The 11,651-nt window shown below is 47.3% G+C and carries 8 protein-coding genes and 1 pseudogene; 2 read left to right on the top strand and 7 right to left on the bottom strand.

Annotation, left to right across the window (positions count from 1 at the left end; all coding sequences use genetic code 11):
• Window positions 1-95: 95 nt before the first annotated feature.
• Entirely contained in the window at window positions 96-1,226 is a 1,131-nt protein-coding gene (locus tag ACY3LV_RS14435; RefSeq protein ID WP_464864027.1) for a DEAD/DEAH box helicase, read from the bottom strand.
• Between the two features lie 173 nt (window positions 1,227-1,399).
• On the opposite strand from ACY3LV_RS14435, the gene ACY3LV_RS14430 reads away from it, so the two are divergent.
• Window positions 1,400-2,956: an ABC-F family ATP-binding cassette domain-containing protein gene (locus ACY3LV_RS14430; RefSeq protein ID WP_003223006.1), complete on the top strand. Its 1,557-nt coding sequence runs from the start codon at window positions 1,400-1,402 to the stop codon at window positions 2,954-2,956.
• A 266-nt stretch (window positions 2,957-3,222) separates the two neighbouring features.
• Here ACY3LV_RS14430 and ACY3LV_RS14425 read toward each other — a convergent pair whose 3' ends face one another.
• From ACY3LV_RS14425 to yfmT, 6 genes and pseudogenes are all read right to left on the bottom strand, one after another.
• On the bottom strand, window positions 3,223-4,413 hold the full coding sequence (locus ACY3LV_RS14425; protein ID WP_464864026.1) for an MFS transporter: 1,191 nt from the start codon (window positions 4,411-4,413) through the stop codon (window positions 3,223-3,225).
• A 64-nt stretch (window positions 4,414-4,477) separates the two neighbouring features.
• Window positions 4,478-4,900, bottom strand: coding sequence for a MerR family transcriptional regulator (locus ACY3LV_RS14420; RefSeq protein ID WP_010330336.1), 423 nt, complete (start codon window positions 4,898-4,900; stop codon window positions 4,478-4,480).
• 124 nt (window positions 4,901-5,024) lie between these two features.
• Window positions 5,025-5,471 (bottom strand): YfmQ family protein, encoded by a 447-nt coding sequence (locus ACY3LV_RS14415; protein ID WP_333561847.1) that lies wholly within the window; start codon window positions 5,469-5,471, stop codon window positions 5,025-5,027.
• A 123-nt stretch (window positions 5,472-5,594) separates the two neighbouring features.
• On the bottom strand, window positions 5,595-7,484 hold the full coding sequence (locus ACY3LV_RS14410) for an ABC-F family ATP-binding cassette domain-containing protein (protein ID WP_464864024.1): 1,890 nt from the start codon (window positions 7,482-7,484) through the stop codon (window positions 5,595-5,597).
• Between the two features lie 133 nt (window positions 7,485-7,617).
• Window positions 7,618-7,983 (bottom strand): annotated as a pseudogene (locus ACY3LV_RS14405) (methyl-accepting chemotaxis protein); the annotation flags it as partial.
• Between the two features lie 507 nt (window positions 7,984-8,490).
• Complete coding sequence (yfmT, locus tag ACY3LV_RS14400; RefSeq protein ID WP_333518720.1) at window positions 8,491-9,948, bottom strand: benzaldehyde dehydrogenase; 1,458 nt, start codon at window positions 9,946-9,948, stop codon at window positions 8,491-8,493.
• A 248-nt stretch (window positions 9,949-10,196) separates the two neighbouring features.
• On the opposite strand from yfmT, the gene ACY3LV_RS14395 reads away from it, so the two are divergent.
• Window positions 10,197-11,582: an amino acid permease gene (locus tag ACY3LV_RS14395; RefSeq protein ID WP_087992514.1), complete on the top strand. Its 1,386-nt coding sequence runs from the start codon at window positions 10,197-10,199 to the stop codon at window positions 11,580-11,582.
• The last annotated feature ends 69 nt before the right edge of the window (window positions 11,583-11,651 follow it).

The raw sequence follows: 11,651 nt of genomic DNA, 5'->3' as shown, positions 1-11,651 counted from the left end.
ATTAGCTGAACAACTAAAGAAACAGCAGAAAACAAAAAAGCTTGTAGAAAAAACGTCGTTTTCTCTACAAGCTGAAGGGCTTTTCGCCCTCCTTTTTATTTCGTTTTCAGTTTTCCGCCTGCATACACAGCTTCACTCAGCTCCACGCCAAGCTTCTTCGCCATTTTCTTCAGCTTTGCCTCTTCCAGTTTTGTGACGAGGCTCAGTACGTTCCCTTCTTTCCCCGCCCGGCCTGTTCGGCCTGATCTGTGAACGTAGCCGTCTTCGTCAGGAATATCGGCATGAATCACGTACGGCAGGTTTTCAATGTCCAAGCCGCGTGCGGCAATGTCAGTCGCCAATAAGAGCGGGAATTCCCCGTCTTCGAATGCGGCAATGATTTTCGCCCGCTCCATTTTTTTTGCTTCACTGTGCAGCACGCCGAGATCGACATGATGATACTCCAGCTTTTCCGCATACACACTCAGGTTGCCGATGTCTCTTACAAACACGAGCGCCTGCATGCCCTGAAGTCTTGACAGCTTTTGCAGCAGCTTCACTTTGTCACGCTGGTCGCAAATCAGATATTGATGTTTCACTTTCCCAGCTTCCGCCTTGCTTCGCTGCACCTTCAACACCTCAGGCTCATGCGCCAATTCGCGAAGCACGTCCTCTGTTTCCTGTTTGAGCGTGGCAGAAAAACATAGAAGCTGCCGATCTCTTAATGTCGTTTTAATGATTTGCTTGATCGTTTCGCGGTGCTCCGGAAGGATAAGTTGATCCGTTTCATCAAGCACGATCGTTTTCACTTCATGCATCTTTAATTTCTTCGCTTTAATCAGTTCAAACACCCTGCCTGGCGTGCCGACAATGATATGCGGATGTTTCTTCAGCTTTTCGACCTGCTTCTTCACATTCGCCCCGCCGATTAAGGAAGCCGCGCGCAGCTCTGAGCCCGCTTTCCAATCCTGAATCACCTGAAAGATCTGCATCACCAGCTCACGCGAAGGCGCTAAGATCACTGTCTGCGGATGCTTCTGATCTGATTTGATCCGCTCCATGACCGGAAGCGCGTACGCCAGCGTCTTGCCTGTTCCTGTCGGCGATTCCGCAATGACATCCTTTCCGTCCATAATCAGCTGAGCCGCCTGTTCCTGAACAGGAGTCGGCTTTTGAAAGCCGGAAGCATTCCAATTCTCTTGTATAAATGATTGTGCATTATGTAAAAATGGCCAAGTTTGCGTCATTTTTTTCTCCTCAATTCGTGAAATCTATTCCATAGTATCTCAAAAGCTCGCCCAGAACGCAATTTTTCTTTTTCTTTCCTATACCTTTCAACATTCCGATTCCTCCTTTATAATCATAAGGGTGAATAATACACGCCGATTGTGCGTGTTTGATAAACGATAGAGGTGTAAATATGAGTATTTTATCTGTAAAGGATTTAAGCCACGGCTTCGGTGACCGAGCCATTTTTAATAACGTCTCCTTCCGCCTGTTAAAAGGCGAGCACGTCGGGCTGATCGGCGCAAATGGAGAAGGAAAATCAACCTTCATGAATATTATTACCGGAAAGCTTGAACCTGATGAGGGAAAAGTCGAATGGTCAAAAAATGTCCGTGTCGGCTACCTTGATCAGCATACCGTGCTGGAAAAAGGAAAATCGATCCGCGATGTCCTGAAAGACGCGTTCCATTATTTATTTGCGATGGAAGAAGAAATGAACGAGATTTACAACAAAATGGGCGAAGCTGATCCCGATGAACTCGAAAAACTGCTTGAGGAAGTCGGCGTGATTCAAGACGCGCTGACGAATAATGATTTTTATGTCATTGATTCTAAGGTGGAAGAAATCGCCCGGGGACTCGGTTTGAGCGATATCGGATTAGAGCGTGATGTCACCGATCTGAGCGGTGGACAACGCACCAAGGTTCTTCTCGCCAAGCTTCTCCTTGAAAAACCGGAAATTCTGCTTCTCGATGAGCCGACCAACTATCTTGATGAGCAGCATATCGAGTGGCTAAAACGCTACCTGCAGGAATACGAGAACGCGTTTATCCTGATTTCCCATGACATTCCGTTCTTAAACAGCGTCATCAACCTGATTTATCATGTTGAAAATCAAGAGCTCACACGCTATGTCGGCGACTACCATCAGTTTATGGAAGTCTACGAGGTGAAGAAACAGCAGCTTGAAGCGGCCTACAAAAAGCAGCAGCAGGAAGTCGCAGAGCTGAAGGATTTCGTTGCCCGCAACAAAGCCCGTGTCAGCACGAGAAACATGGCGATGTCCCGCCAAAAGAAACTCGATAAGATGGATATGATCGAGCTCGCGGCAGAAAAGCCAAAGCCGGAATTCCACTTCAAGCCGGCGAGAACGTCAGGCAAGCTGATTTTTGAAACGAAGGACCTGGTGATCGGTTACGATTCCCCGCTGTCACGTCCGCTCAACCTCCGCATGGAGCGCGGCCAAAAAATCGCCCTTTACGGCGCGAACGGGATCGGAAAAACGACCTTGCTGAAAAGCCTGCTTGGCGAAATCCAGCCGCTTGAAGGCTCGGTTGAACGCGGCGAGCACCTTTTTACCGGCTATTTCGAGCAAGAGGTCAAGGAATCAAACAACAATACGTGCATTGAAGAGGTATGGAGCGAATTCCCTTCTTATACGCAATACGAAATCCGGGCCGCTCTGGCAAAATGCGGACTGACGACAAAACATATCGAAAGCCGCGTATCCGTATTAAGCGGGGGCGAAAAAGCGAAAGTCAGATTGTGCAAGCTGATCAATTCAGAAACAAACCTGCTGGTGCTCGATGAACCGACAAACCACTTGGATGTCGACGCGAAGGAAGAACTCAAGCGCGCGCTCAAAGAATACAAAGGCTCCATTCTGCTCATCTCCCACGAGCCAGAGTTTTATATGGATATCGCTACAGAAACGTGGAACTGCGAGTCTTGGACGACGAAAGTGCTTTAATCTATGAAAAAACCCGCCTGCTGAAGGGCGGGTTTTTTCACTGCCATTTTTTCTGAATAATTATTATGATGCACATCATCCTCTGCAAAAATAATTCAATTTTAAATGGGCTTCAGTATACTATTCGATCAGCTCGTGCACAGAAGCTGTCTGCATTAAGCTGTAAATAGATGGAGAAACGGAAGAAAGACGAGGATTTTATAGATATATCTGGTTTTGCACAACGACTAAAAAAAGACACTGCCTCACGAGCAGTGTCTTTCATTTTAATGTCCCGCCTTAACTCCGGCAAGGTGTTTACGTCCCATGAGAAGGACAAGCATACCGACAAGAACGACAACTCCGCCTACCGTATACGGTGTGCTTGCGGTGAAGTGTTCTGACAGCATTCCCGCAATCCACGGAGCAAGCGCGCCGCCGATGAAGCGGACTGAGCTGTAGGCTGAAGACGCGATTGATCGTTCAACCGGTGCAGCCCCCATCACAGCTGTTGTCATGATGGTGTTGACCATACCGAGGACAGCACCGGCGACAACGATACATGTAATAATCAGTGTCTGATGATCTGTCCATATTCCCATGATCATGAGAATAACCGCAAAGGCGATAAAGAGAACGACGAGCGAACGCACTGTGCCCAGCGCTTTATGCAGGATTGGCGCCGTAAAGACTGACGTAATCGCTAACAGCAGTCCCCATCCAAAAAAGACATATCCGAGACCGTGTTCATCTAAATCCAGCACGAACGGAGAATAAGCAAGTAAAATAAAAAATCCAAAGTTGTATAAGAACGCAGATACCGCCATCGTCAGCAGGCCTTTATATTTGAGCGCCTTCATCGCATCAAACACACCGACTCGTTTCGCCGGTTTCGGCAATTTCGGCAGCATCAAAGAAATCGCGATTAACGCAATAAACATCAGGACAGATACGCCGAAGAACGGTGCGCGCCATGAGATGCTTCCGAGTTCTCCGCCTGCAAGCGGCCCGACTGAAATCCCGAGTCCGAGCGCCGCCTCATACAAAATAATCGCTTGAGCGCTGCCCCCGACAGACACACCGACAATAACCGCAAGCGCTGTTGAAATAAACAATGCGTTTCCTAATCCCCAGCCGCCGCGATAGCCGACTAGCTGAGCAATTGAGCTTGAGCTGCCGCCAAGCCCCGCAAACACAATAATAAAAATAAGTCCGAGAATTAACGTCCATTTCGCGCCGATACGGCTGGAAATGGCTCCTGAGAAAAACATCATAAATCCGGTTACAAGCAAATAACTTGTAAACAAGAGTGATACTTCACTAGGTGAAGCATGTAATTGTGCGGCAATTGCCGGAAGAATAGGATCGACCAGCCCGATTCCCATAAAGGAAATCACACAGGCGAACGCGACAGCCCATACCGCTTTCGGCTGGCTGAGCAAGCCCGGCTTCTGATTCACTTGTGTTGTCTTATCCATTTGACTTGACCTCCATTTTTATTCCATTAAAAGAAACGCTACAAAATAGCGTTTGGAAAATTTTTCATTCGATTGATTGAATGGCACGTTCCGCTTTATTTTTCATGCCTTGCAGGCGTTCTTTAAAGCTTTGGAATGTACGGATTTTCTCATCAATCAAATCCAGCTGGTGATTCAGGCTTTCCTGAATTTCCTCCAGTTTTTCTTTCCGTTCCTTAGGATCCAGTGACAGCAAATACCCCTCTTTGTTTAACTCTAACTGGCGGCTGGTTTCCATGAAATGCTGAAGCTCCTGAAGGGAAAACCCGAGCACCTCTTTTGTGCTGATGACTTTTTCAAGCTCCTCCATATCATCCTCTGAATATAGCCTTACGCCGCCGTCTGTCCGTTTCGGCGCGGGAATCAAGCCGATTTCTTCATAAAATCGGATGGTACGCTTAGTCAGCCCGCTTCTTTTGGCTACTTGATCAATCTTCATCCATTCCAAGGTAAATCCCCCTTCGCCGTTTCTGTTACCATTATACACCTTTCAAACCTTAACGTAAACGTTAAGGTTTGAAAAGCAATAAAAAAAGACGAGCAGCATAAAGCAACCGTCTTTCACATCCTGATTAAGCTATACTTCCTGTCACTGACAGAGATCCTTTTTGAAGGCTTTCAGAAAGCAATTGATACGCAATGACTTTCTTCTTGTATTGTTTGACGACGTCGATATGGTCGTCATAGCTGTATACAAACAGTTTCACATCTTTTTTGCCTTTTTTCATATCTATCACCAACGGCGTGCCGCCGTTTTCCGGATATAAATAACGCTCTTCGTCACCTGGGTAAATATAATATTTCTCCAGAAAGACAGCTTCGTTAAATTGATCAATCACTTTCTGTTTCTCTTCATCTTCGAGACGTTTTCCATCTAGAGAGAGAACGGCATTTTCGTCACTTAGCTTGGCGTGCACTGCGAATTTGCTGAGCAGCCATTCCATGACGCCTGTTGGAAGACAGGTTAATACGATTTTCACCAGACTCATGAGGATTAACATCACGATCGTCCATGTCATACTTCATCATCTCCGTTGGTTTTCCGTGTGCCGCTGACACACAATTCCATCCTATCATAAGCTGGCCGGTTCGTTTTTGTACATTATGTGAAAAAAGCGCGGCACCTGCGCGCCGCACTTTTTTCAGCTTTCCAGCTCTTCTATCATGAGGGACAATTCTGTCCACCGGTCCATGGCAGCCTCAAGCTCTTCCGCTGTTTTTGCTTGCTCGGCCATCAGCTCTTGGATTTTTCCAAAATCGCTTCCTGCTGCGGCGATGTCAACTTCGAGCTGCTCATGCTTTTCTTCTAGCTGGGCAATTTTATCTTCGATGCCGTCCCATTCAAGCTGATCTTTGTAAGAAAGCTTTTTTCGTTTTTTCTTCGGCTCGGCTTCAGCAGGTTTTGCTTCAGCAGCCGGTTTTTCAGCTGTTTTTTTCGTTTTTGACTCCTCCATATAATCGCTGTAGGAGCCTTGGAATCGGGAAATGACGCCATTTCCTTCAAACACAATCAAACGATCGACGACACGGTCAAGGAAGTAGCGATCATGGGATACAGTGATGACGACACCGGGGAACTGGTCAATATAATCCTCCAGAACGCTTAATGTTTCAGTATCCAAATCGTTCGTCGGCTCATCGAGAAACAGAACATTCGGCTCCTGCATGAGAACCTGAAGCAAGTATAAACGGCGTTTTTCTCCGCCGGACAGCTTGCGGATATACGTCTGCTGCATCGAACGCGGGAAGAGGAAACGCTCAAGCATTTGTTCAGCTGTAATGATATCACCTTCCGCTGTTTTGACGACTTCCGCCGTTGCTTTTATATATTCAATGACCTTTATCTCGCCTTTCATTTCACTGTGATCCTGCGTATAGTAGCCGATTCTGACCGTCTGTCCGATCGTAATATGGCCTCTGTCAGGAGTATGCCGGCCGGCAAGGGTGTTTAACAGCGTTGTTTTTCCGATGCCGTTCGGCCCGATAATCCCAATCCGTTCACCCGGTATGACCAGTTCATGAAAGCGGTCGACAAGCTTGCGGCCGTCATAAGCGATCATCACGTTCTCCGCTTCAATGACCTGTTTGCCAAGACGATGGGAGCCAATCGCAAAGTCGAGTGAGCCCGATGACTGAGTGCCTTTCTGCTCCTTAAGCGCCTCCACTCGGTCAATTCTTGCCTTTTGTTTTGTGGAACGGGCTTTCGCTCCCCGTCTCAGCCAAGCCAGTTCGCGGCGCAGCAGGTTTTGGCGCTTCGTTTCCTTTTGCTCAGCCTGCGCTTCCCGTTCCGCGCGTTTTTCTAAAAACACTTCATAGTTGCCTTTGTACGTGTAGAGGCTGCCTCGTTCGAGCTCATAAATGCGGTTCGTGACACGATTTAAGAAATACCTGTCGTGCGTCACCAGCATGACAGAGCCGGGATATTGACTTAAATATCCTTCAAGCCACTCAATCGTTTCATTATCCAAATGGTTCGTCGGCTCGTCTAAAATGAGCAGATCAGCGGGCTGAATTAAGTTTTTGGCAATGGCCACCCGTTTTTTCTGACCGCCTGAAAGCTCGTTGACCAGCTTTGTTACGTCGTTGACGCCCAGCTTAGACAATACGGTTTTCGCCAGGGTATTCGCATCCCACGCGTTGTTCGCGTCCATTTTTGCCTGCGCCGCCAGCAGGTTCTTCTGGCGCTGTTCATTTTCCGGATCTTCCCCCAGTTCATACAGCGCTTTTTCATATTCACGCAAGGTTTTCATCACAGCCGATTCACCGGAATAGATATGCTCGAGCACAGTTTGTCCCGCAGGCAGCTCCGGATCTTGATGAAGAAATTCGACGTGCACGCTGCCGGATTTCGTGATGTCTCCCTCTTCGATAGATTCCAAGCCGGCGATCACTTTCAGCAGCGTTGATTTTCCTGTTCCGTTCGGTCCGATCAATCCGATTCTCTCATTCTCTTCAATATGAAAGGAGATATGGTTAAATAATGTTTTATCTCCGTATGTTTTATACAGATTTTCCGCTTTTAATATACTCATGATTCCTATCAATCCTCACGTAAGTTCATGTGTACATTTTAAATCAGCCGCTGGAATAAAACTAGTAAAACGTCAGACAAATTTCATGGAAATGCAGGATAGAAAAAGACCAGGGACGTTTGTCCCCGGTCTCTTATTCTTCCTCAAGCGCGTTTTCTGCCATTTTTGCGAGATGCTGCGCGCTTCCTGAAATCTCCTGCATCGTGGCGGAAATTTGTTCAACGGCAGCGGCTTGTCCATCTGTATGCTGATTAATCGACTCAATTGATTCCTCCAGCCCTTTCAGCAGGCTGTGGATTTTTTTCGTGATCTGGTCAATCTGGCCGACATTTTCTTTCGAATACGTTGCGAGCTTTCTGATCTCATCTGCGACGACAGAGAAGCCTTTTCCGTACTCGCCCGCTCTCGCCGCTTCGATCGCGGCGTTTAAGCCGAGCAGATTGCTTTGGTCAGAGATGCCTTTCACGGTTACTGAAATATCGGCGATTTCACCCGCGCTTTCGCTGACCTTTTTCGCCTGGGAGGAAATCCCCGTCATTTGAGATGAAAATCCGTTGATTGAATCAGAAATATCGGAAATGGCTGCGGCTGTTTGTTCAACAATGGCTGATAAGCTTTCCGCCACATCATGCAGCTTAGACGACTCCTCAAGGCTCGTTCCGAGGCCGACGCCCCCAATCACTCTTCCATTTTCGTCGTGGAGCGGGATGGCGCGTGCGATCAATGGAAATCCGAACAATTCTTTCGGAACCATGCTCGTCTTCTTCTGATTGCTGCGGATGGCGTCTGTGATAATATCCCCTTCCTGCAGCGGATCACCGGCTTTTACGTTTAGAGAAAAAGTTTTGGCCGGTATATTCACGAGCAGTTTTTCCGTATCGTAAATGCCGATTGTGATATCATCTTGTATCAGGCTGTTTAAATATGGGGCTACTTTGACAAACGCGTCCAGAAGGTCTGCGGTTTCTTTTTCCGTTCTTATGCTCAATTCCATTCACTCCTTTTCTTAATAAGGGAAGCTGCGTTTTTCGTGCTGGACCGAGATCCATTTCAGTGTCGTAAATTCTTCAAGGCTCCATTCTCCGTTCAAACGGCCGAGACCGGATTGCTTTTCACCGCCGAAGGCCACATTCGGTTCATCATTGATGGTCGTGTCATTGACATGAATCATGCCTGTTTCAACGCGCTTCGCAAAAGCCACGCCGCGCTCAAGATTTGATGTATGTACAGCACCGCTCAAGCCAAACGGGGTTTCGTTTGCGATATCCACCGCTTCATCTTCTGAATCAAACTTCATAAAGGAGACGACAGGTCCGAACAGCTCTTCCTTGGCGATGCTCATGAACGGTTTCACGTCTTTTAAGATCGTCGGCTCCACGATCGTCCCGTTAAATCCGCCAAGTTTCACTGGAACAGCGCCTTCTTCAATCGCTTGCTCCACAGATTTCATCAGCCCGTCCGTCTGTCTGCTGTTGATTAATGGTCCGATAATCGTGTCAGGGTCCATCGGGTCGCCGACTTTCAGCGATTCTACTTTTGCCTGATACAACTCTAGGAACTTGTCATAAATAGAAGAATGAACAAGCACGCGGTTGGCTGACATGCAAATCTGCCCTTGGTGTGTAAATCGGCTGAACACCGCCGCATTGACCGCATATTCAATATCAGCATCCTCAAGCACGATGAAGGCGCTGTTGCCGCCGAGTTCAAGAAGCGGCTTTTTAAAATGCTTCATCGCAAGCTGGCCGATGTAGCTGCCGACTTTCGTAGAACCTGTAAATGAGATGATACGCGGCACGGGGTGTTCGACAAAGCTGTCTCCGATTTCTGCAATGTCGGTGACAACGACATTCAGAAGCCCCTCTGGAATTCCCGCGTTCTCAAAGATTTTTGCAATCAGCGTACCGCCGCAAATCGGAGTTTCCTCATGCGGCTTTAACACGACGCCATTGCCGGCTCCGAGTGCGGGCGCCACTGATTTCATAGATAAAAAGAATGGGAAGTTAAATGGACTGATGACGCCGACAACACCTGCCGGCACGCGATATAATCTATTTTCCTTGCCGTCTATTGTTGACGGAAGAATTTTCCCTTCCATACGGACAGGGAACGTTGCCGCTTCTTTCATGATGTTTTTGACAAGCCCGATTTCAAAGGCCGCTTTAAGCCTTGTTCCGCCAAGCTCTTCCATAATTAAATAAATGATGGCTTCTTCGTTCTCTTCAATATACGTGACGGCTTTTTCTAAAATGGTTCTTTTCTCGAACGGATTCACCGCATCCCATTTTTTCTTCGCCAGCGCCGCTGCCCGATACGCTTCATCTACATCGTCAGCAGTCGCTTTTTTGAAGGCTGTGAATGTTTTTTGAGTATAAGGATTTTTGTTTTCCAATACATTTGGGCTGCTGCCTTCCTGCCATTTCCCGCCGATAAACTGTTTATTCAACTCTTCATATTGAAACATGGTCAGCATCTCCTTTTTAACCGCAAGTCAAAATATGGGCGAATCTATTGTTTCTATCGGTTCAGCCTGCATAAAATTGAATATCTAATTAGTAAAAATTACTATCCTGTGATACACCAACGCTTTTTCGCTTCTATCTTTTAAAGTAGAGAAATATTTTATTGACTGCGCCAAATTTCGACAATATAATACAACAAGAATTGGATATAATGATTAGAATATTTTGAATTTTCCAGGAGGAACTTTTGATGAGTTCATTATTTAGAAAAAAAACGCTCGAAACATTGAGTGCGCAGAGCAAGTCAAAAAGCCTTGCTCGTACGTTAAGCGCATTTGATTTAACCTTGCTCGGTATCGGTTGTGTCATCGGTACAGGGATTTTTGTCATAACAGGAACAGTGGCCGCGACCGGCGCAGGTCCCGCCCTCATCATATCGTTTATTTTAGCGGGGCTCGCCTGCGCGCTCGCTGCCTTCTGCTATGCTGAGTTTTCGTCTTCGATTCCGATTTCGGGAAGCGTGTACTCATACTCCTACGTGACACTCGGAGAGCTGCTTGCCTTTTTGATCGGATGGGATCTCATGCTTGAGTATGTCATTGCGCTGTCGGCTGTTGCCACCGGCTGGTCTTCATACTTTCAATCACTGCTTGCCGGCTTCAACCTTCATATTCCGGCTGCATTGGCAGGGGCGCCGGGGAGCACGCCGGGCGCCGTGTTTAATCTTCCGGCCGCAGTGATCATTCTCATCATCACTGCGATTGTCAGCCGAGGCGTCAAAGAAAGCACACGGTTTAACAACGTCATCGTGCTGATGAAAATCGGGATCATTTTATTGTTCATTATTGTCGGCATCGGTTATGTCAAACCGGATAACTGGTCTCCTTTTATGCCGTTCGGGATGAAAGGCGTCATTGTCAGCGCGGCAACTGTATTCTTCGCGTATCTCGGATTTGACGCGGTTTCTAACGCTTCAGAGGAAGTGAAAAACCCGCAAAAAAACATGCCCGTCGGCATTATTTCAGCTCTTGCCGTCTGTACGGTTCTATACATCACGGTATCGCTTGTGCTGACAGGCATGATGCCTTATACCAAATTGGATGTCGGAGATCCGGTTTCCTTTGCGCTTAAATTCGTCGGCCAAGATGCTGTTGCAGGAATTATTTCTGTCGGTGCCATTATCGGGATTACGACGGTTATGCTCGCTTTGCTGTACGCTCAGGTCCGCTTGACATTTGCCATGAGCAGAGACGGCCTTCTGCCTGGGTTGTTCGCAAAGGTTCATCCGTCGTTTAAAACCCCGTTCCGCAACACATGGCTGACAGGTATCGTTGCGGCGGGAATCGCCGGCTTTATCAACCTCGGAACGCTGGCTCATCTGGTGAACATGGGAACGCTGGCCGCGTTTACGGTCATTTCCATCGCTGTCATCGTATTAAGAAAAAAACATCCGGAAATTAAAGCGTCCTTCAGAGTGCCGTTCGTTCCGGTTGTACCAATTATCAGCGCTGGCATCTGCCTATGGTTCATGTACAGCCTTCCCGGCGTCACATGGCTTTCATTTGCCATCTGGATCGCAGTTGGAACGCTGGTTTACTTCCTGTATTCGAGAAAACATAGTTTATTAAACAAATAATCTCTTTTCAGCCAGCGGTGCCTCACCAGCCGGCTTTTTCCTTTTTTTATGTGCTATACTTTGAAGGAC

Source organism: Bacillus sp. 11C (assembly GCF_055486375.1).
The sequence above is the reverse complement of the archived record's forward strand: the minus strand, read 5'-3'. Positions and strand labels throughout refer to the sequence as shown.

What these genes read in the sequence shown, in the direction of transcription:
- ACY3LV_RS14415 (WP_333561847.1), bottom strand. Translation starts at nt 5,471, where the DNA reads ATGACATGGACGATCGTGATGTTAATCCTCATGAGTCTGGTGAAAATC.
- ACY3LV_RS14430 (WP_003223006.1), top strand. Translation starts at nt 1,400, where the DNA reads ATGAGTATTTTATCTGTAAAGGATTTAAGCCACGGCTTCGGTGACCGA.
- ACY3LV_RS14395 (WP_087992514.1), top strand. Translation starts at nt 10,197, where the DNA reads ATGAGTTCATTATTTAGAAAAAAAACGCTCGAAACATTGAGTGCGCAG.
- ACY3LV_RS14425 (WP_464864026.1), bottom strand. Translation starts at nt 4,413, where the DNA reads ATGGATAAGACAACACAAGTGAATCAGAAGCCGGGCTTGCTCAGCCAG.
- ACY3LV_RS14435 (WP_464864027.1), bottom strand. Translation starts at nt 1,226, where the DNA reads ATGACGCAAACTTGGCCATTTTTACATAATGCACAATCATTTATACAA.
- yfmT (WP_333518720.1), bottom strand. Translation starts at nt 9,948, where the DNA reads ATGTTTCAATATGAAGAGTTGAATAAACAGTTTATCGGCGGGAAATGG.
- ACY3LV_RS14410 (WP_464864024.1), bottom strand. Translation starts at nt 7,484, where the DNA reads ATGAGTATATTAAAAGCGGAAAATCTGTATAAAACATACGGAGATAAA.